This is a genomic window from Corynebacterium sp. KPL2861 (assembly GCF_040225475.1).
Lineage (GTDB): Bacteria > Actinomycetota > Actinomycetes > Mycobacteriales > Mycobacteriaceae > Corynebacterium.
Window position 1 is genome coordinate 39832 of the sequence record NZ_JBEHFW010000011.1, and the last position, 20924, is coordinate 60755.

Here is a 20924-nt window from a genome sequence, read left to right on the forward strand (position 1 = left end):
ACCACAGACTGGACTCTCACCAAGAAACCGCTAAGATAACCACAGCATGCACAAAAGTGCACCCTGTAAACATCCCCTACCCAAAGCGAAAGATATGAAAAACATAAAGACCAAAATCACCGCCGGACTCATCGCCCTCACCACAAGCCTCACCATGGCCCAGACTGCAAATGCGGACCAAGGCAAGGAAATGGTCACCTTCGGCGATTCCTTCACCGCCAACGGCGGCGCACCAGGAGACCGAGGATCAGCCTCTCCATATAAGCGCCCTTCCACCCCTGCTTCAACGACAAGCACAACTGGGCGCACCAAACCGCCAACAACCTCGACCACAACCTCGCCGACTACTCCTGCAACGGAACCAGCGTCTGGATCAACCAATACGTCGACGACGCCATCGAAAAAGGCAACATCGGCCAAGACACCAAAGAAGTAGTGTTCATGTACGGCGGTCTCCAGCAAGGAACCTACTTCGATGCCCTAGCCAACGCCACCCTCCCCGACGTACCCAAAGCCTCCACCTACCGCGGACTACTAGACTTCCAATTCAACAAAATTCGTAAAGCCGCACCCAACGCCCGCATCACCATGGTCAATTACGTCCCAATGACCGTCAACGACACCCTGTGCGTTGTAAACCACGACCAGCTGCAGCTCCCTGTAACTATCCCGGGCGCAACAATCGCAGAAGACGAATTCAACCGCGAAATCGGACGCGCAGCACACGACCTCGGAGTCAACTTCATCAACCTCCACGACCAAGCAAAGACCCACGACCCCTGCCAACCAGACACCAACCAGCGATGGGCCACGCTCGTGCAGACCCCAACCGCCCCATCCGTCATGCCACTACACCCAACAGACGTAGGACACGACGGAATGACCCAAATCATTACCCGAGAACTCCAAAACCACTAACCAAAGCACGAACCCGCAACACCACCGAAAGCGCCATGAACTAGTCCCCAAGAGTTAGACGGGTTTAATTCAAGAAGGTTTGGGGAGCAAGGGCCTGACTCCGATATTACATCGGGGTCAGGCCCTTAGGTCATTGTTGGGTGCGTTCGGTGTTGTACCACTGGATGTAATCTTCGATCGCCTGGGTGAACTCCTCGACGGTGCTGAAGTCTTCTCCGTGGTATGTCTCGCTTTTCAGGTGACCGAAAGCGTTCTCTATTACTGCGTTGTCGTAGCAGTTGGCTGTACGCGACATCGACTGAACGCCGCCGTTGTCGTGGATCAATGTCCGCCAGGTTGAATGCTGGTATTGGAAGCCTTCATCTGTATTTTTCAGCTAGGCATTTTCGGCCGGCAACAGTTCGTTTTTGCGACGCTGCTTGTCTCCTTCAGTAAGCCCCTCCGGCTTGGTGCCCCTGCCCTGTTCGAAACGCTCCACCATTTGCTCGCGCTGCGTTTCACTTAGCGAACTTCATAGTCCCAAAGAAAAATGCTCCCCACTAGTTGGTAGCTGATTTCTCAGTCCAACTACTGGGGAGCAGTTCAAACGGCGCGGGGATAGTCCGTTAGTGAGCCTTACCAGGCATTCAAAACGTTGAGAACGCGTGGCTTGGAAGCATTGAGCTGGTAGTCCCATTGGTACCAGTTATGCAAGCCCTCGGCCGGGTAGCTCACCGTTGGGTTCAGACCCTGCAGTCGAGCGGCACCTTCCCAAGCGCGGGTGGTCAGCTGAGAACCTACCTCCAGTGCGACACCCGGTGCCTGGAACTTCGGCGGGAGGGTTTCCTTATCCAATTGACCCGGCATACCGGATGCGGCTGAAATATAAACATCGGTACCACCATCGCGCAGCTGCGGAATCAGCATGAGCGGGTCATTCTGGAAACGCCTTGGGTTAAATAGGGAACCGTACATGGCGTTGACATTGAACCCGCCTACATCCAGCATGGCCAAGCGAAGAACAGTCTGGGCACCTGGAACCGTCATAGTCAAGTAACCAGAGTAGGACAGTACCTGCTTGAACTGGTCAGTGTGCTTAGCAGCCAAAGTCATGGCGGAACCGGCACCCATGGAGAGGCCAGCGATCGCATTGTTGTTGCGGGCCACGCCAAAGTTCTGCTCGAGGTAGGCAGGAAGCTCCTGGGTAAGGAAGGTCTCCCACTTGTAGTTAACCGGATCGTTCGGATCATACTTGCCCGGTGCCTGCCAGTCGGCATAGAAAGAAGACTCGCCACCTGCCGGCATCACGAGGGTGAGGTTGCTGTCCGAGTAGGTCTTTGCGGCATTAACCTCGCTATGCGGGCTAACCCAGCCGCTGGTTGCGTAGGTAGCGCGCATGCCATCCAATAGATAGAAACCAGCGTTGCCGCCATTCTTTGCGGGCTGAATCTGTACCGGGATATTACGGTTCATGGACGGGGACCAGACATCACAGCGCTGAACCCAAAATGCAACTGGGTCCCATTCACAGGTGCCAGTATTATCCGGACGCAGCCAATCGCGGTTTCCCGCGTGTGCCTGCTGCGTGCCGCCTGCCACTACGGCGAGGCCAAGCGCTACGGCCACCGCCATGATGACCGATAGGACGCGTCCCCTCAAAGATGCAGTCATCTTTCTCCTCCACAAAGTACTCAATTATTGTTCTTTGGCTTTATCGCTGGGAACCTGTGAATCGTTAACACCCCTCAGCGAAAACCTCACTGAAAGGCAGTGTAGTTCACTCACAGGCTTTTTGCCTCATTATCAACCATCATTGCAGGTAATCCCCCGGATCGGAGGAAAAGGTTAGGGTCCTTCCCTCTGTCAGGGAAAATTTAATATTTTCTAAGAATCGGCCCCAGGTTAGCGGTTGCCTATAGGTGGCAAAGAGTTTCTGGAAATTGGCATCATTAAGCGCAGTGCGTGCTTGCCACGCGGAATCTTTATCCTGCCCCAGCAATAGGGAGTCAATATCCACTGCAGAATCGGCAATCTGCCACGCCACACCAAGGCTCTTATCATGGCCAATGCGCCCGCCCTCGATGCGGGGCTGGCGCGCTGCTAGGGGATTACTGAGCCCAATTTCATCGAGCACGCGCACCTCAAGCGGGGCATTCATAGAAGTAAGACCGAGGCTAAGAAAATACACAGTGGGAGGATCGGAGCGTTCCGGATCCGCGGGCACCGTCGTCCACGATAGCTGGCCCCCTTCCTTGATATAGCGGAAGGTCATGGCATCGCCGGCTGCCAAGTCCTGCACCGCTTTTTCGTAGTCATTCATCAAATCCATCCCCAGGAAATCCTCGGCCCGGCGAGGTGGTTCCTGCCGGTTGGTGATATCGGTCCAATAGTCCCGCTCATCCACAACAGTAAGCTTCCCCGCGTACGCAGCGCGGTCTACCGGGTGGCCATGCACGACAATAACGAGAGCCCACACCGCAGAGAATACGGCAGCCCACCAGGTTCGTAAATTAACTACGAAGATGGGCAGGAGCGCGGCAAAAAGCGGAAGCAGCAACATGCGTCCATGCATAAAATCGCCGCCCACGTGCACAACATACAAGGCATGCAAAAGCGCAGCGCCCAAGAAGATATAAACCACAGTCTGCAGCGAGCGCAGCGCCGGCGGGCGAAAATCGGCTTTCCATAGCGCCGCCACTGCCAGCACGATGAGTGGGAGGTACAGCGCGTAGGGCACCATAAAGTCACCCAGATACGCAAACCCTTTGCCCCACGCGGAACCGGCCGCGGATTTCGCAACGGCGGTATGAGGCGTAAGCAGGCCGTAGTAGCCCATGCGGAAGACTTGATACCCCAGGGGCAGGGGCAAGGCGGCAGCGATAACCTTCCACGAACGCGTGCTCACTATGAGTACAACGCCAACCAAGCCGCCATACAGGGCGAGCTCAGGGCGAATGAGCCAGGACAGCCCCGCCCAGAATGCCAACCCATACACGAGAGGCTCGGGCGGCAATTCTTGTCGCGGTCGCGCCCATGAAATCAGCATCCACCACAAGACGGCCAAGTAGAAAAGACACAGGCTCCATTCCAAGCCGGAGGTAAAAAAGTCCCGTGCCGGTGGCAGGGCCAGATACACCAAGGCACCAGCGGGAAGAACAATTCCCTTGTGCATGCTTGCCGATGCCCACGTGCCCACCACCATCGCCGCGACCGCCAGGATAAGCCCGAGGTAGATGGCGATCGTTTCGAGCTCAGCACCGCTTACCCACCGCGCCACAAAGATGAGGTATTGCCAGACCGTGGAGGTATTGGCCTCGACGCGCTCGCCCACATTGAACACAGGCCCGTTGCCGGCCTCTAAGTTGCGGACGGTGCGCAGAACGATGAGTCCATCATCGGCGATCCAGCGGCGGGCAAAGCCACCCCACAAAGAAAAAACACCGATAATAAGAACCGAGGCGGGTACGCTCCAACGTACGATTCTCTTGTTACCGGTGTTAACCACGTGGGGTGAGTATAACAGGTCCCTCAAGATCTTCTAGTTCAACACGTCTATGCCACCGCTGCTTAGACCAATGGCATGATGTAGACGGCCATGGCGATGCAGGCCAGCCAAGCGATGGCGAGGATCTGCAGGGTGCGGTCCCCCAACGCGATTTCTTCCGGCGCACCACCTTGGCCGCGGTCCACATCGGCGGCATAGCGCAGGATGGCGATGGTAAACGGCACCATGGAAATCTGGTACCACACGCCACCAGAGATTGCGGCATTAGCCAGTTCAAAGCCCCACAGGGAGTAGAAGACCACCACGGCGGTGGCCGCTAGCGTCCAGACAAAGCGCAAGTAGGTCGGCGTATAGCCCTGCAAGGATTTGCGAATCTTCGCACCGGTCTTTTCCACCAGTAGGATTTCGGCATAGCGCTTACCGGAGGCCATAAACAGCGAGCCAAAGGCAGCAACCAGCAAGAACCACTGCGAAAGCTCAATATCGGCGGCCACGCCGCCGGCCATGGTGCGCAGCATGAATCCGGAGGACACAAGCGCAATATCGATGACCGGAATATGCTTCCAGCCAAAGCAATAGCCCAGCTGCAGGGCGATATAAACCGCCATGACGATGGCTAGCTCTAGTCCCGCAGTGGCTAAGAAAGACAGCCCGATGGACAGGACAACGAGCACCACGGCCATGACATAGGCCACCTTGATGGGCAGCACGCCCGAGGCAATCGGGCGGAAGCGCTTGGTCGGGTGCTCCTGGTCCTCGCGCCAATCCTTGGCGTCATTAATCAGGTAGATGGAAGAAGCGCCGAGGCAGAAGACGATGAAGGCTAGGAGGACATCGACAAGCACGCGCCCGTGAAAGAGCGAGTCCGCACCGGCCGCAGCGGGCGCGGCCAGCACGAGAATGTTTTTTACCCATTGCTTCGGGCGCAGGGCCTTGACCATGCCATCGGCCAAATTCTTCGGCGGCTTGCGCTTGCGTCCGGTATCGACGCCGGACGTATGCGGCTCCGAATGGAGAAAGTGCTGGTTGCCGTCCTCACTCATGCGTCTTTCCCTTCGTCATTGCCCGCGCGGTAGCAGCGCCAATGGCTGCGCCCGCAACGGTATCGGTTGGATAGTGCACCCCGAGCACCATACGCGATGCCATCATCACCGGCACTCCCACAAGCGGTGCCTTGGAACCCGTCAGGCGGGAAAGGCCCACCAAGAAGGCGGTGGTGGAGGTGGCATGCGAGGACGGGAAGGATAGGCGCGAGGGGGTCTTGACCCCAACGCGCACGTAGGAATAATCGGGCCGCTTGCGCCGGACGATGCGCTTGAGCACCACGCTTGCCGCATGCGCGGTAAACGCCGCGGCACCGATCCGAATCCACTCCTCCCGGCGTTGCTTGTCCAAACTGGCCCCAAGTGCCGCGCCACCCATCCAGCCCAGGGCGTGCTCGCCCAAGTGACTTAAACCGCGGGCGGCGGGCAGCACTCCCGGCACGTCAAAGGCGGCGTTCTGGATGGACTCCAAGACGTGGGATTCTGCGATGGAAAGCTTATTGGGCATCAAAAACCTTCTTCCAGGAAGACCGCGCGGTCAGTTCTGGCAACGCGGCGCGGTATTGTGCCCGCAGATCATCGAAGTTCTCTTCAATTTCTTTCAGCAGGCTGCGGGTTTCAACGATAAGCTCCTTGGCCAAATCGCGGTCGCGCTTGCGGAAGGCCACGCCCGTGCCGCCGGCCGTGGAAACGGTGGCGGAGTCAACGCGGGAAAGGGTAAACCAGCGCGCCTCGTCCGGGGTGAGGTTCAGCTGCGGCGCCGCGTGATGCGCGGGATCCTCCTTACTCAGCAGGTGCTTAAGCCCCTTTGCTGCCCACGGCAGCTTCTTGACCTTGGCCAAGCGCCCGCCCACATTGCGGGTGGGAACGCCCGGCGCGCCGGTCGGCGCCGGCAGCTGGTCTGCGGATTCGATGATGACCGCATCCGAGTAGTTCTTGCGGATCTCCGCGATGCGCGGCAGCGAGGTATCCAAGATATCGAAGAGGTGGTCCGGCCCCGCCAGGAAGTCCTTCATGGCCTCAATTTGGATGGCCATGGTGGAGTATTCCATGCACATGGTGTGCTTGAGCGTGGACTTAAAGATGGACTTGGTAATGCCGGATACTGCGCCATCGTGGTACAGCGAGGCCACGATCAAGCGGTTGCGCAGGTGGAAATAGGCCTGCCAGTCAATGGCATCGTCCTTATCCGCCCAAGCCATGTGCCAGATGGCCGCGCCCGGCCAGGTCACCGTGGGGAAGCCATTGCGGGCGGCGCGCAGGGAGTACTCGGTATCGTCCCACTTGATAAACAGCGGCAGTGGCTGACCGTTGGTCTCTGCCACCACGCGCGGGAAAAGGCACATCCACCAGCCGTTATATTCCACGTCCACGCGGCGGTGCAGCGCGCGAGAATCGTACTTCTTTGGATCCACATGGGTTTCTGGCGTGCCAATGGCGCGCAGCGGGTACTTGGCAAAGTCGTGGTCATACACGGCATACGGCGCGGCGCCCCACATGAAATCGGAGCGGTTGACCTGCTCACCGGTGGTGCGCAGCTGGGAGCGTTCCTGCAGGTTGAGCATCTGCCCGCCAACGATGATCGGCTTTTCCGCATAGCGTGCGGCTTGCACCGCGCGCAGCACGGAGTCCGGTTCGATGGCAATGTCATCGTCCATATACAAGATGAAGGGCGAATCCGTATTCTCCAGCGCCTCGTACATAATGCGGGAATAGCCGCCGGAACCGCCGAGGTTGCCCTGGCGGAATTCGCGGAAGCGATCGCCAAAGTGCGCTACCGCCTCGTCGTATCCGGGCTCATCGGCCGGGTGCTGGTTGCCTTGGTCCGGCATGAGGACGAAGTCAATGATCTCATCCACCACGGGATCTTCTGCCAGGGCCTGCAGGGCAGCGACGGCATCCGTGGGGCGGTTAAAGGTGGGAATACCGACGGCGACGCGCTTTTCGGAAGGGGCGAGCTCGGTGCCATCGGGAAGCGTTTGCGCCGCTGGGGCCTGCGGGGAGCACCAGGCTGCATCCGACACCGTGGTTTCCTTTTCCGCGGTGATATCGAACCACAGCCAGCCGCCGTCCTCGAAGTTTTTCAGCGGCAGCTCAAACTCGTGGTGGCCGGTGCCCACGAGGTGGTTGGCCACGGAGATGCGCTGGCCATCCTGCTTGGAACGGTACAAAGAAACGTTGGCCTGACCCTCGATCTCCAGGCTTAAAACCACCGAGCGCAATTGCGACCAGCGGCGCCAGTAGGAGGCTGGGAAGGCGTTGAAGTAGGTTTCAAAGGAGGCTTCCTCGCCGGCCGGGATGGTCACGGCGGTGCGGTTTGTCCAGCTCAAGCGCTCGCGGTTTTGCTCCGCCTCGATGAGGTAGAGCATGCGTACATCAAAGGGTTCGCCGCGCTTGGGCAGCAAGATTCGCTGCAGGGGCTCATAGGCCGAGGTGTTGTTGGCAGTCACGATTGCTTCGATTCTCCAAACGATTCAAACAGTAGTCAGCGACCTAGCGTAGTTGCTTTCGCGCGCCTGCTCGGGTTTACACGCGGACAATAAAAGAAGGGCCGAGGAATTCCTCCTCGGCCCAGGGCTTATGGTGCCTCCCCTTATGCATTCACGCGCTCGGTTACCGGGTCGATGCCCAGCTTGTTCAGCATGTAGTAGACGCGGGCTTCTAGGTCATCGGCAAGCTCGCGGGCCTGCTCAACGGTCTCAGCCGGGGCGATGTCCCAGATTTTGATGTCCTTGCCGGCCTCATCGCGCTCGACCTCGCGTCCCAGGTAAACGATGTAGTCCGGCATGGCCACGGTGCGCACCTCTTCGAGGTACTTCTTAGGAGCTTGGCCCATGCCGCGCTCGCTCATGACGTGGGCCAGGTGGTCATTGCCGTCATTTTCCGGGTGCGCGGCGGCGGTATCGACGTAAAGCGCCTCCCCCGCGTGCTTCTTAGTGAGGTCCGCTGCGGCCTTGGCCAGGGCGTGGTTATTGCCCGCGGCGAAGCGAACGTGGATGCGGTGGGCGCCGAAGAACTCGCGCACCTCGCGCTCTACCAGCACGGGGATGAATTCCACGAGCTCGGCGTTGGCGGTGTGCTTGGCGATGACCTCGTCCAACTTCGTATCGATTTCAGCACGGGTATATCCGTGACCGTACTTGGTGTGCAGGTCATGACGGAGGGTTTCAAACTGGTTCATTGTTATCCCCTTTCCTGAATTCTTTCCCCGTTTGCTTGTTGTTAACTTAAAGTTAACTTTACAACGTAGTGTGACATACGTCAATTAGTTGGTCATCACCCAATAGTTAGACCTCCCGTGGAGCAAGTTACGCGTGGGGCGCACTGGGCTATAGACTCTTCCTTTGATGATCCTGCTCATTGATAATTACGACTCGTACACGTTTAACCTTGCGCACCTCATCGCTGAGGTCTCCGGAACCGAGCCCCTCGTCGTTCCCGCGGGCGAGGCCGCCGACATCCCAGATCGCGTGCGCGCCGGCGAATTCAGCCACGTGGTTATCTCCCCTGGCCCCGGAACCCCGGAGGAAAACAACGACTTCGGCATGTCCCGGCGCGTTATCGAGGCGGCCGCCGCAGCGCGAATCCCCCTGCTCGGCGTCTGCCTTGGCCACCAGGGGCTGGCGATGCTCGCCGGCGCCCGCATACGCCGCGCGCCCGAACCGCGCCACGGCTTCGTGTCCACCATTAGCCACTCCGGCGAGGGGATTTTCGCCTCCATCCCGCAGAACTTTCAGGCGGTGCGCTACCACTCGCTGCACATTGAGCCTGCCCCGGGCATCACCGTGCACGCCCGCAGCGAAGATGGCACCGTCCAAGCCCTCAAGGTCGATGGCCTGCCGCATTGGGGCGTGCAATTCCACCCCGAATCGGTACTCACCCGGCACGGCGCGACCCTGCTGCGCAACTTCCTCGGCGGTTTTCGCCTCCTCCACCGCGAGGTCCCCGGCGCGATTGACTGCCCACGGGTCTTCGCGGCGCTGCAGGCAGACGGCACCGACGCCTTCTTCCTCGACTCCGCCGACGCGCGCGGGCGCTATAGCATTCTTGGCGATGCCACCGGTCCGCTTAGCCAATCCTTTCGCTACCGGCTTGGCGAAGCCCCCGATATCCTCACCGCCCTCGAGCGCGAGCTATCCACGCAGGTCTTTGACGCGCCGGATTTGCCGTTTACCGGCGGGGTGGTAGGTTTCCTCGGCTACGAATGCGCGCAGCTTACCCTGCCCATCCAGCTGCGCCACCGCTCGCCGTATCCCGATGCCTACTTCATCCGGCCGCAGTCCTTCCTTATCTACGACCACCACCGGCAAATGGCGCACCTATGCTGCCTGGATGGCGACGGCGCGCAGGGCCTTCTCGACCGGTTGGAGGCAGCCCTGGAGGGCGGGCAGGTGGGAAACGAGGGGGCATCGGCAAGCGCGGGCGCCTGGCGCGCCACCGACTACCTTGACCGAATCCAGCGCGCCCAAGAGCTCTTGCACGCTGGGGAAAGCTACGAGGTATGCCTGACCGATACCTATACCGCGCAGGCCACCGGCGATATTTATGCTGCGCTGCGCCGGCACAACCCGGCACCGTACGCGGCGCATCTGGTCTTCGACGGCGTGGAAATCTGCAGCGCCTCGCCCGAGCGTTTCCTTAGCGTGCGCGATAACCGCGTCGAGGCCAAGCCCATCAAGGGCACCATTCCAGCCCACCAGGACCCCGCGCTGCTTCGCGATGACCCCAAAACCCGCGCCGAGAACCTCATGATCGTGGACCTTTTGCGCAACGATTTATCCCGCGTGTGCGAGCCCGGCACCGTGCGCGTTCCGGGGTTGATGAACGTGGAAAGCTATGCCACCGTGCACCAGCTCGTCTCCACGATCACCGGCCAATTGCGCCCCGGCGCCACCGCGCTCGACGCCATCCGCGCCGCCTTCCCGCCCGGTTCTATGACCGGCGCGCCGAAGCTGCGCACCTGCGAGATTATCGATGCCCTCGAGGCAGGACCCCGCGGCGTCTATTCCGGCATCGTGGGCTACCTCGGGTATTCCGGCGAGGCTGATTTCAGCGTGGTCATCCGCACCGCGGTGCGCGCGGGTTCCGAGGTCACCGTCGGCGCCGGCGGGGCCATCGTCCTCGATTCCGATCCCGCAGCCGAGCTGGCCGAAAGAAACCTCAAGGCCCAATCGGTCCTCGGGGCGTGGTCATGAGCTCCTATATCTGGCGCGACGGCGCCTTCATCCCCTGCACCCCACCGGCTATCCCCTGCGCCGTGGCCGATTCTTGGCGGCATTCGCAAGGCCGCACGCACGGTCTCCACCTGCACCTGGAGCGCTTCGAATCCGCCGCCGGGACCTTGCCCGTCGGCTTCGTCCCCGCCATGCTGGAGCTGCTCTCAGATGGCGAGCTTTTCCCCCGCATCGCCCTCATAGCCGACGAGCTTTACCTCGATATCCGGCCTGCCCCGGCCCCGCGCGCCCACACGCGCCTTACCTATACACAGGCCCCCGATCCCCGCGTACAGCCTCTAGTTAAAGGCCCGGACCTGCCCGCCCTGGCTGCTTACCGCAGCCAGTATCAGGAAAGCGGCACCGATGACACCGCGATTGTCGATGCCCACGGCGCCATCGCTGAAACCACCACCGGCGCGCTCATCGCCTGGGACGGCGACACGCTCCTGCTTCCCACCGGCGTGCGCCTGCCCAGCGTGACCCTGCGCCAGGTCCTGCACCGCTGCAAAGAATCGGGGATTTCCACCGCGCAGCGCCCGTTGACCCCAGCACTCGCTGCGGAACGTCCCCTGTGGTTTATCAACTCGCTGCACGGCATTAGCCCCGTCAGCTCCATACACACACCACACGACACCATCACTCCACCGCCGCACCCGGAGGCCGCAATCTGGCAAAACTGGTGGTGGCAGGGTTTTAACCCCGAAACCATGGGTGAACACTACACATAACACTCAACACAACACTCAACATGTGCAGTGTTGTGTTGAGCGTTGAGTGTTGTGTTGGTGTTGTGTTGAGCGTTGGGCGTTCACGCCGCGCTTTCCTTTAGCTCCGGCAGATCGCGGCCTTTTAGCTTTGGCCTCGCAACGCACGTTTCAATTCGCTGCCAATAATGGTGCGCGCGATCAATGCATCCGAAATAATCCCGCCCATCTGGACGAACGGATGGACCTGGCCCTTAAATTCGATAGAGCTTACTACATTTCCCGCATTGAGCATCCGCTCAACGTAGTCACTTACTTCAGAGACCAACGGATCGAGTTCACCGGTGATCACAGTCGCTGGGGCAGCCCCGCCAGATCGCCATTCCTGCCGGGAGACATACGTATATCCGTGCGGTCTGCAGCGCCAGCATAAGAATCGTAAAAATAGTTAAGGCGCCGCCGGGTGAGGTAGTAGCCGTCGCTAAAATCCGAATGGGATTGCGTGTCAAAGGTGGATAAATCCATGACGGGATAAATGAGCACCTGATGCGCCAGCTGATCGCGCAATTCTTGTGCGATCACCGCTGCGATATTGCCGCCCGCGCTGTCGCCGCCCACGGCAACGCGCGCTGGATCGACACCAACTCCCAATTCTCCTTGTAGCACCCCGTCTACTACCGCCCGGCAATCATCTAATGGTGCTGGGAAGGGGTGTTCCGGTGCACGGCGATAGTGCACGCTGATACAGATGATTCCCGATTCTGCGGCAATATCACGCACGGTTGTATCCGTGGTTTCTAAATCCCCAGCACCCAGCCGCCGCCGTGGAAGAAGATGAAGGCGGGCTCTGCTGGTGGGGCATCGGAAAGCGTGAGCCCCTCCGGTGCATAAACCCGCACCGTGACACCGCGCACCGAAGTCTCATATACGGAAGCCATCGGGGTTTTCTTGCCCCAAGCCGCTGCCGTCTTCAGCTGGGCGGCACGGTTTTCTTCTGGGGTACGCGTGTCCAGCTGTGGGGAGTTCCTGTTCAGGTCGAGGAATTTTTGGGCTTCGGGCTGAATAAACACCATAAAGATACTTTCCAGTACTGCACCTAATGAGCGATGCGAGCACTCATAATAGCTGGGTTGAATAGCGGAAAGGCCCGCCGGGTGTTCCGGCAGGCCTTCTTTGCTTGCTGCTTTTTCTTATCGGGAATGCGCGTTGCGCGGCTGCGCAGTTTCAAATGCTCCTGGAGCCGCTCCGGGGACATCTTCCACATGCTGCGGTCCGCGTGCCCGGGCTTGGTGTATTTCTTGCGTTGAGCCATGCCGTCACCTCCTAACCTGTGAGGTGACTAAGCATAGCGTGCCCAGGGCAGATTAGCAGCTCTTAGTGCCCGCGCTCTTGCTCGATGGCCTTGCCCTCGTTCCAGAAGGGCACGAGCTTGTTATCGAATAGGGACAGCGCGGCGCCAATGGCCATGTGCATATCCAAGTACTGATAGGTGCCCAAGCGGCCGCCGAATAACACCTTGTTCTGCTTGGCTTCTTGGGCGGCTAGTTTGCGGTACGCCTCCAGCTTGGAACGGTCTTCCGGGGTATTGATGGGGTAATACGGCTCATCGCCCTTATCGGCAAAGCGCGAGTACTCTTTCATGATGACCGTCTTATCGGAGGGGTAACGGTCCTTGCGCTCTGGGTGGAAGTGGCGGAACTCGTGGATGCGGGTGAAGTCCACGTCGGCATCGTTGTAGTTCATCACCGGGGTGCCCTGGAAGTCGCCAGTATCGAGGACCTCGAGGTCGAAGTCCAAGGTGCGCCAGCCGAGCTCGCCCTCAGCAAAGTCAAAGTAGCGATCCAGTGGGCCGGTATAGACCACGGGCGCATCTGGGGACTCGGCGCGCAGCTCTTCGCGCACCTCGAACCAATCGGTATCCAGGCGGACCTCAATATTGTCGTGGTCAGCCATGTTTTCTAGCCATGCCGCGTAGCCGTCGACCGGCAGGCCCTCATAGGTATCGTTGAAGTAGCGGTTATTGAAGGTATAGCGCACCGGCAGGCGGGTGATATTCGCAGCCGGCAGCTCCTTCGGATCGGTCTGCCACTGCTTTGCGGTGTAATCGCGGATGAACGCCTCATAGAGCGGGCGTCCGATAAGCGCGATGGCCTTCTCCTCCAAGTTTTGCGCCTCTTCCGGGGAGAATTCGCCGGCCTGATCCTTAATGAGCTGGCGGGCCTCATCCGGGGAGTAGTAGCGGCCGAAGAATTGGTTGATTAGCCCCAGCCCCATGGGGAATTGGTAGGCGGTGCCATCGTGCATGGCAAACACGCGGTGCTGGTAGTCGGTGAAATCGGTGAACTGGTTGCAGTACTCCCACACGCGCTTATTGGAGGTGTGGAAGAGGTGCGCGCCGTATTTGTGCACTTCAATTCCGGTGGTGGGTTCCGCCTCGGAATAGGCATTGCCGCCCAGGTGCTCGCGACGCTCGACGATGAGCACCTTCTTTCCCAGCTGGCTAGCGGCCCTTTCCGCAACGGTCAGGCCAAAGAATCCGGAACCAACAACGATGAGGTCATAAGAAGTCATGGCTTCCACTTTATTGCACTCCAGAGGGGAACACGGGTCATCGGCGTGTCGCAACAAGATTCACAGTTGTCACACTCGTAGCATCACTATCAACTGTTAACTTTTGGCAACCGTTTTTACAGCTACATCGGCACCTAACTCAACCCAGGGAGAATAGAGTGAAGCAACGACGTCGACTAGTCCCCACGAGGTCAACGTGGACCACACCCGTCATCGCGACGGTTTCCTCCATTGCCCTCGTCATGGCGGCCGCATTCGGCGGCCAACAGGTCCTCAAAACCCAGGACTCTGGGTCCGGCGGCCCCATCGAGGTGAAAAACGCCTCAGAAAGCTTCAGTGACGCCGACTCCGTCGTCGTTGATGATCCCGCCGTAGCAGCGCAAGGCGATGGCGAGGGCCCACGTGCCGTCAAGCACTTCCACCGCGACGAGGCGTTCAACATGTTCGCCGTGACCTGGGAGGGCAAGCGCGACGTGCACTCCTTCGTCCGCTCCAAGCAGGAGGACGGCTCCTGGAGCGAGTGGTTCGATATGGATGCCATGAACTACGGTGATGGCAAGAACGGTACCGAGCTTATTTACGTGGGCGATACCAACGATGTGCAGGTCTCCATGGCCAATGTAGACCTAGTAACCGGTTCCAACCTGGATGACGATGCTGAGTTGCCCGATAAAGCAGCCGGCGCTGCGGATGCCAACCGCGCCGCCTCCCAGCCTTCTAACGTCGGCGATATCGCCCCTGTAGCTGATGAAAACAACACCGACCGCACCACCGTGTCGGACCTGGATGCCGTCTTTATGGACGGCAATGCCCAAGAAGGCCAAGCCATCGAACCTACTGCTGCCACCGATGGCATGCCCAAGGTAGTGTCCCGCTCTGGGTGGGGCGCCGATGAATCCAAGCGCTGCCAACAGCCCACCTACGATGACGGCATCAAGGCGATGACGCTGCACCACACCGCGGGCTCCAATAACTACACCCCGGCACAGGCTGCCGCACAGGTTCGCGCTGCCTACGAGTACCACGCCCAGAATCTGGGCTGGTGCGATATTGGATACAACGTGCTCGTGGATAAGTTCGGTACCATCTACGAGGGCCGCTACGGCGGGCTGGACAAGGCCGTCCAGGGCGCACACGTTGGTGGCTTCAACTCCCATAACTGGGGTATTTCCATGATTGGCAACTACGAAATTGAGGAGCCATCACAGAAGATGCTGAACTCGGTGGCAGAAATTGCCGGGTGGAAGGCAGCAATTTCCGGCATCGATCCCACGGGCACCGCTACCCTGACCTCTGGCGGCTTTGGCGGCTCCCGCTTTCCAGCCGGTGCGCAGGCAACCGTGCCTGCCTTCAGCGGTCACAATGATTTCCACTACACCCAGTGCCCGGGTCGCTACACCGTGCAGCACTGGGACGAGATCCGCAAGAACACCAAAAAGAAGTACGACGCTGTTAAGGCTGGCGGTAACTCCGCAGCAATGAACTGGGATAAGAAGTCGCCATCGAGTGGCGGCGATCATTCCACCTCGGGAGATACCACCTCTTCCATCGCTGGTGTCGATGTCCCAGTATCGACCATCCAGGCCTTGGCTGGCATCGCCGCCACCGTGTTCGGCGTCTTGGTTGCCAATGACCGCGTAGCGCAGCCGGATGCCGATAAGAAGGTTGCGGGTGAGCTTACCGTCGGCGAGATTCCGAAGATCGTCAACAAGGTTGTGCAGCTTTCTAATAACGAAGGCCTCAAGGAATCCTGGACCTCCGTCCTGAACGCCTTTGGCCCCGTCTTGGGTCTCGCCGTTGGCGGACCTGACACCACCGATTCCGGCAAGATCATGTACCAGCTCTTCAAAAACGGTGTAGTCCTCTCCTCCGAGGACTCTGGGGCAAAGGCCCTGACCGGAGAGATTGCCAAGAAGTGGGCAGAAGGCGATAACGCTTCCAAGCTCGGACTGCCCACCACAAACGAGATGAAAGACGGCAAGGAAATCCGCGTCCAGTTCCAAGGCGGCGAGATTGTCTACAACATGGATACCGAAAAGGTAGACATCTACACCGACTAGCCTCCCCGTGGAGCGGGAGTTAGAACCAGCGCTCCAAAACCTTTGCCACGCCCGCCTGGTGGTTGGCCACGGTGACCGCATCAGCGGCCGCCTTCACCGCCGGGAGGGCGTTTTCCATTGCCACCCCACAGCCGGCCCACGTGAGTATCTCAATATCGTTGGGCATATCGCCAAAGGCAATGGTCTCTTCCTGCGCTATCCCATGCTGGTTAGCCAACCACTCCACGCCGCGGCGCTTGGTGACGTTGGGGGCCGCGACCTCGAGCACGCCCTCCTGCATGGAGTAGGTGATATGCGCCAGCTCCGGATCAATATGGGGCGCAATCAAGTCATAGAGTTCTGGCGCGGAATAATCCGTATTCCGGATAAGCAGCTTGACCACTGGCTGCGCCACCAGCTCGCCCACGCTGACGACGCCGAAGCCTTCAAAGAGGGCATTTTCGGAGTAGTGCGGGTCGACGACGAAGAGCTCCTCGGGGGCATCGGCAAGCGAGCCACCCGCCCGCTCTGCACCAAAGCCAACCGTGCCAAGGACGCGCAGCGCTACCGCCACCACCTCTTCTAGCGCGTCTGGATAAAGCTCCCGCGCGGATAGCACGCGGTCTTCCGCGGAATCATAGAGCACCGCCCCATTTGAGGTCACGCATACCGGGCGCACCGTGAGCTGCTCCAGCACCGGCTGTATCCAGCGAAAAGGCCTGCCGGTGGACAAAGCAAAATAAGCACCCTGCTGCACCGCCCGCGCCACTGCGTCGCGGTTACGACGCGGGACGCGATGATTGCGGTCCAGCAGGGTGCCGTCAATATCGCTCGCGATGAGCCGAGGGGCCCGAGTAGGGAAAGTATCCATACCCGCGAGTTTACTTCAGGACTTAGAAGTCCAACTCATCCTCATCGGAGTCTTCCCAGTTCAAGGAACGCTTGATAGCGCGCTTCCATTCACCGTAGAGGTAATCCACCTCTTCTTGTTCCATCTTGGGCTTGAATACGGTGAGGTCACCGCGCTGGGTATCCAAGATGCTGAGGTCTTCCCAGAAGCCATTGTCCAAGCCGGCAGCAACAGCGGCGCCGGTTGCGGTGGTCTCAATGTTCTTCGGGCGGTGTACCTCCACGCCCAGGATGTCAGACTGGAATTGCATGAGCAGCTCGTTGGTGGTCATGCCGCCATCCACGCGCAGCTCGGTGATCTCCACGCCGGAGTCCGCCACCATGGCATCTGCCACGTCGCGGGTCTGGTAGGCGGTTGCCTCGAGGACGGCGCGGGCCAGGTGTCCACGGTTGGCAAAGCGGGTCAGGCCCACGATGACGCCGCGGGCATCAGGACGCCAGTGCGGGGCGAAGAGGCCGGAGAACGCCGGAACAATGTAAACGCCACCATTGTCCTTGGTCTCCCGAGCCAGGTTCTCAATGGCAGAGGAATTAGGAATGAGCTGCAGGTTATCGCGCAGCCACTGCACCAAGGAGCCACCCATGGATACGGAGCCTTCCAGTGCGTATACGGGGCGCTCGCCCTCGCGCTGGAAGCAGACGGTGGTCAGCAGACCGTTATCGGAGAACTTCGGGGTGGTACCGGTGTTCAGCAGCAGGAAGAGGCCAGTGCCGTAGGTGTTCTTCGCGGAACCAGCACGGAAGCAGCCTTGACCGAACATAGCGGACTGTTGGTCCCCCAGGATGGCGCGAATAGGTACGCCGGCGAGGGAACCGCGCTCCCGAACGGTACGGAAATCACCCAGGGACGGGCGAATCTCCGGCAGCATGGACATCGGGATGCCCATTTCCTTGCACAGTTCTTCGTCCCACTCCAGCTTTTCGATGTCCATGAGGAGCGTACGCGAAGCGTTCGTCACGTCCGTTGCGTGCAGCGCTTCCATATCGCCGTCTCCCTCGGCACCGCCGGTCAGGTTCCACAGCAGCCAGGAGTCAATGGTGCCGAAGAGCAATTCGCCCTTTTCAGCGCGCTCGCGGACGCCATCGACATTGTCGAGGATCCACTTAACCTTCGGGCCGGCGGGGTAGGAATTGATCAGCAGGCCGGTGCGGCGGCGCCACTTATCCGGGCCCTCTTCACCAGCCAGTTCCTTACAGATAGCGGAGGTGCGGGTGTCCTGCCAGACGATGGCGTTGTAAACGGGCTCGCCAGTGTCCTTATCCCACACAACGGTGGTTTCGCGCTGGTTGGTGATACCGACGGAGTCGATATCTTCTACTGTTATATCGCCATTGGCCAAAGCCTCCCCCACAGCACGGCGGGTGTTGCTCCAGATCTCCTGCGGGTCGTGTTCTACCCAACCCTTTTCTGGGAAGATCTGCTCGTGCTCGAGCTGGCCCACGGATACCTGATCGCCATCGTGGTCGAAGATGATGCAGCGGGTTGAGGTGGTTCCCTGGTCAATAGCTGCGACGTATTTCTTATCACTCATGTGTCTAATTTCTCCTGTTTAGGGTTGGATTAAAGCGCAATGGACAGTAGACCAACGGCGACGGCTGAAAGCAGCGGGCCAACAATCGGCACCCAAGCATAGCCCCAATTAGCGCTGCCCTTGTCCTTAATGGGCAGGACGAAGGCGTACATCAAGCGTGGACCCAAGTCACGGACCGGGTTGATGGCGTATCCCGTAGGCGTACCCAGGGACAGACCGACGGCGACAACAACGAACGCCACACCGAAGTAGCTCAGTGGTCCCAGCTCGCCGCCGGCAGGGCCGAAGGCGATGAACATCAACAATACGGAGGTGGCAATGAACTCGGTTACCGTATTCCAGCCATTGTGTGGGTGAGCGGGGGCAGTGAAGAAGATCCCCGCTGTTTCAGAATTGGCACCGGTGACATTGCCCTCTTCGTCGTAGTTATTCGCATCGAAGAGCTGCTTGAATGCGGCCCATGCCAGGAAAGCACCGAGCATAGCACCCAGGATTTGGCCCAGCACGTAGAACGGAACCAAGTTCCATTCGAGCGAACCATTGAGCGCGAGCATAAGCGTTACCGCAGGGTTCAAGTGACCGCCGGTTGGGTCAGCGACGCTGGCGCCGACGAAGACGCCCATGCCCCAACCCAAGGCGATGACAATCCAGTCGGAGCCACGGGCACCCGAAGTGCGGAGGTTTACCAGCGCACACACGCCGTTACCAAGAAGCATCAGCAACGTGGTGCCGATAAACTCCCACAAAAATGCGTCAGATCCAGCCATTAGCGCCTCCCCTTATCCTTGAGTCTCGGTCGGACGAGCGGAGCCAGCGCGGACCAGAATGTCGTTAGCTTCGCGGTCGGTTACTGCTGCCTCGGCAGCCAGCTCGGCCTCGGTGTGCTTGGTGAAGGTATCCACCTCGAGCTGCTTGTCTTCTTCGCTCCAATCCAGCAGCGGAGCAACGAAGTCCGCAACAGCAGGAGCTGCGTTGACGCCACGGTCACCGAACTCGATGGCAACGCGGAGGCGACGGGTCAAGATATCGTCCAAGTGCAGCGCGCCCTCATGGGTGACGGCGTAGCGCACTTCAGCCCAGAGGTAGGACTCTGCGCCAGGAACGGGCTCGAGCAAGGACTCATCATCCTGCGCAGGAGCCAGAACCTCGCCCAAAAGCGATCCGTAGCGGCCAAGCAGGTGCTCGATGAAGTCCTCGCTCAGGTTGTAGCGGCGGGCCAAGGTAGGAATCTGGTTGGCCAGTGCGTGGTAGCCGGCAGCACCCAGGATCGGGGTGTGCTCGGTAATGGACTCCGGCACCTTGCCGCCGAGTTCTTCCACGGCCAGGTCAACTGCATCCTTACCGATGACGCGGTAGGTGGTGTACTTACCGCCGGCAACGGACACCATGCCTGGGGCTACGCGAGCCACGGCGTGGTTGCGGGACAGGTTGGTGGTGGAGTCAGACTTACCGGACAGCAGCGGGCGCAGACCGGAGTAGACACCGACGATGTCATCGCGGGTAATCTGGCGGCGCACGCGCTGGTTGACCTGATCCAGGATGTAGTCAATATCCGCCTTGGTGGGGGCGGGATCCGGAAGGGACAGTCCCTTTTCCCAATCGGTATCGGTGGTACCGATGATCCAGTAATCGCCCCATGGAATGACGAAGAGGACGGACTTTTCGGTCACGAAGCACAGTGCTGCTTCTGCATCCAGCGCATCCTTAGGCACAACGATGTGCACACCCTTGGAAGCGTGAACGGTGAACTTGCCTTCCACGCCGGCCAGCTCCTGGATCTTGTCGTTCCAGACACCGGTGGCGTTGATGAAGACCTTACCGCGTACGGTGGCCTCGCGGCCGGTGGCGGTATCGCGGACCTTGGCGCCAACTACGCGGCCGCCGCGATCCTTGTCAAAGCCGATGACCTCGGTATTGGTGCGCACATCGGCGCCGTACTCAGCGGCGCTGCGCAGCACGGTCATGGTGTGGCGGGCATCGTCCACCAAGGTGTCATAGTAACGCACGCCGCCGACGATGGCGTCTTCCTTCAGGCCCGGGGTGACCTTGAGGGCGCCCTTGCGGGTGAGGTGCTTTTGCATCGGCACGCTCTTTGCACCACCCATGAGGTCATACAGGGTAAAGCCGCCGAACATCATGACGCGCTCCCATACGTGGTGGGTGAGCGGGAAGATGAACTTCAGCGGCTTGACTAGGTGGGGAGCCAACGTGGACATGTTGAGCTCGCGCTCCTTCAGGGACTCTGCCACGAGGCGGAAGTCAAACATTGCAAGGTAGCGCAGGCCACCATGGAACATCTTGGAAGAGCGGGAAGAGGTACCTGCGGCGAAGTCGCGGGACTCCAGCACTGCAGTCTTCAAACCGCGGGTTGCTGCATCTAGTGCCGCGCCGGCACCTACGGAGCCACCACCGATGATGACGACGTCATAGTCTTCATCCGCGTAGCCATTCCACACATTTTCAAAATATTCGGGGTTAAAGGATTGGTTGCTTTGCTGGGTCATTAGA

16 protein-coding genes and 3 pseudogenes are annotated in these 20924 nt (G+C 59.7%); 4 read left to right on the forward strand and 15 right to left on the reverse strand.

Translation table 11 applies throughout. From position 1 onward, the window contains the following. Positions 1-30: 30 nt before the first annotated feature. A complete protein-coding gene (locus ABRP84_RS09545; RefSeq protein WP_349853539.1) occupies positions 31-462 on the reverse strand; it encodes a hypothetical protein in 432 nt (143 codons plus the stop codon). Between ABRP84_RS09545 and ABRP84_RS09550 the strand changes: the two are divergent. Beyond that, positions 346-918: pseudogene (locus tag ABRP84_RS09550) on the forward strand (SGNH/GDSL hydrolase family protein); the annotation flags it as partial. The gene ABRP84_RS09545 and the pseudogene ABRP84_RS09550 overlap by 117 nt on opposite strands. 130 nt (positions 919-1048) lie before the next feature. Here the strand turns inward: ABRP84_RS09550 and ABRP84_RS09555 are convergent. From ABRP84_RS09555 to ABRP84_RS09585, 7 genes and pseudogenes are all read right to left on the reverse strand, one after another. Next, positions 1049-1294: pseudogene (locus ABRP84_RS09555) on the reverse strand (IS3 family transposase); the annotation flags it as partial. Positions 1295-1533: 239 nt separating this feature from the next. After that, positions 1534-2568 carry an alpha/beta hydrolase gene (locus ABRP84_RS09560; protein WP_349853540.1) on the reverse strand — a complete coding sequence of 345 codons (1035 nt, stop codon included), beginning with the start codon at positions 2566-2568 and terminating at the stop codon, positions 1534-1536. 139 nt (positions 2569-2707) lie between these two features. Then, positions 2708-4402: an arabinofuranosyltransferase AftB family protein gene (locus tag ABRP84_RS09565; protein ID WP_349853542.1), complete on the reverse strand. Its 1695-nt coding sequence runs from the start codon at positions 4400-4402 to the stop codon at positions 2708-2710. A 62-nt stretch (positions 4403-4464) separates the two neighbouring features. Beyond that, on the reverse strand, positions 4465-5445 hold the full coding sequence (locus ABRP84_RS09570; protein ID WP_349853544.1) for a decaprenyl-phosphate phosphoribosyltransferase: 981 nt from the start codon (positions 5443-5445) through the stop codon (positions 4465-4467). Next, positions 5438-5953, reverse strand: coding sequence for a phosphatase PAP2 family protein (locus ABRP84_RS09575; RefSeq protein ID WP_023024310.1), 516 nt, complete (start codon positions 5951-5953; stop codon positions 5438-5440). The genes ABRP84_RS09570 and ABRP84_RS09575 overlap by 8 nt, the downstream gene beginning before the upstream one ends. After that, on the reverse strand, positions 5943-7895 hold the full coding sequence (locus ABRP84_RS09580) for a glycosyltransferase (RefSeq protein ID WP_349853545.1): 1953 nt from the start codon (positions 7893-7895) through the stop codon (positions 5943-5945). Before ABRP84_RS09580 ends, ABRP84_RS09575 begins: the two co-directional genes overlap by 11 nt. A gap of 143 nt (positions 7896-8038) precedes the next feature. Next, positions 8039-8626 carry a three-helix bundle dimerization domain-containing protein gene (locus ABRP84_RS09585; RefSeq protein ID WP_349853546.1) on the reverse strand — a complete coding sequence of 196 codons (588 nt, stop codon included), beginning with the start codon at positions 8624-8626 and terminating at the stop codon, positions 8039-8041. A 166-nt stretch (positions 8627-8792) separates the two neighbouring features. Between ABRP84_RS09585 and ABRP84_RS09590 the strand changes: the two genes are divergently transcribed. Both ABRP84_RS09590 and ABRP84_RS09595 read left to right on the forward strand, forming a co-directional pair. After that, the gene (locus ABRP84_RS09590; RefSeq protein WP_023024317.1) at positions 8793-10640 is read left to right on the forward strand and encodes a chorismate-binding protein; all 1848 of its coding nucleotides are present in this window, start codon (positions 8793-8795) and stop codon (positions 10638-10640) included. After that, positions 10637-11389, forward strand: a complete 753-nt coding sequence (locus ABRP84_RS09595) for an aminotransferase class IV (RefSeq protein ID WP_349853548.1) — start codon at positions 10637-10639, stop codon at positions 11387-11389. The genes ABRP84_RS09590 and ABRP84_RS09595 overlap by 4 nt, the downstream gene beginning before the upstream one ends. A 121-nt stretch (positions 11390-11510) precedes the next feature. On the opposite strand, the pseudogene ABRP84_RS09600 reads toward ABRP84_RS09595, so the two are convergent. The 3 genes and pseudogenes from ABRP84_RS09600 to glf form a co-directional block, all read right to left on the reverse strand. Further along, positions 11511-12438: pseudogene (locus tag ABRP84_RS09600) on the reverse strand (alpha/beta hydrolase). A gap of 23 nt (positions 12439-12461) precedes the next feature. Beyond that, complete coding sequence (locus ABRP84_RS09610; protein WP_023024323.1) at positions 12462-12677, reverse strand: hypothetical protein; 216 nt, start codon at positions 12675-12677, stop codon at positions 12462-12464. A 62-nt stretch (positions 12678-12739) separates the two neighbouring features. Further along, positions 12740-13936, reverse strand: a complete 1197-nt coding sequence (gene glf / locus ABRP84_RS09615) for a UDP-galactopyranose mutase (protein ID WP_349853550.1) — start codon at positions 13934-13936, stop codon at positions 12740-12742. A 158-nt stretch (positions 13937-14094) separates the two neighbouring features. Here glf and ABRP84_RS09620 point away from each other — a divergent pair, with 158 nt between their 5' ends. Then, entirely contained in the window at positions 14095-15996 is a 1902-nt protein-coding gene (locus ABRP84_RS09620) for an N-acetylmuramoyl-L-alanine amidase (RefSeq protein ID WP_349853551.1), read from the forward strand. 19 nt (positions 15997-16015) lie between these two features. Here the strand turns inward: ABRP84_RS09620 and ABRP84_RS09625 are convergent, their stop codons facing one another. Genes ABRP84_RS09625 through ABRP84_RS09640 form a run of 4 tightly spaced genes read right to left on the reverse strand, consistent with a single transcriptional unit; the run spans position 16016 to position 20920 of the window. Continuing rightward, on the reverse strand, positions 16016-16846 hold the full coding sequence (locus ABRP84_RS09625) for an HAD family hydrolase (protein ID WP_349853552.1): 831 nt from the start codon (positions 16844-16846) through the stop codon (positions 16016-16018). Between the two features lie 22 nt (positions 16847-16868). After that, entirely contained in the window at positions 16869-18416 is a 1548-nt protein-coding gene (gene glpK, locus ABRP84_RS09630) for a glycerol kinase GlpK (RefSeq protein ID WP_349853554.1), read from the reverse strand. 29 nt (positions 18417-18445) lie between these two features. Then, positions 18446-19183, reverse strand: a complete 738-nt coding sequence (locus ABRP84_RS09635) for an MIP/aquaporin family protein (RefSeq protein WP_349853555.1) — start codon at positions 19181-19183, stop codon at positions 18446-18448. A 12-nt stretch (positions 19184-19195) separates the two neighbouring features. Further along, positions 19196-20920, reverse strand: a complete 1725-nt coding sequence (locus ABRP84_RS09640) for a glycerol-3-phosphate dehydrogenase/oxidase (RefSeq protein ID WP_349853557.1) — start codon at positions 20918-20920, stop codon at positions 19196-19198. Positions 20921-20924: the final 4 nt, after the last annotated feature.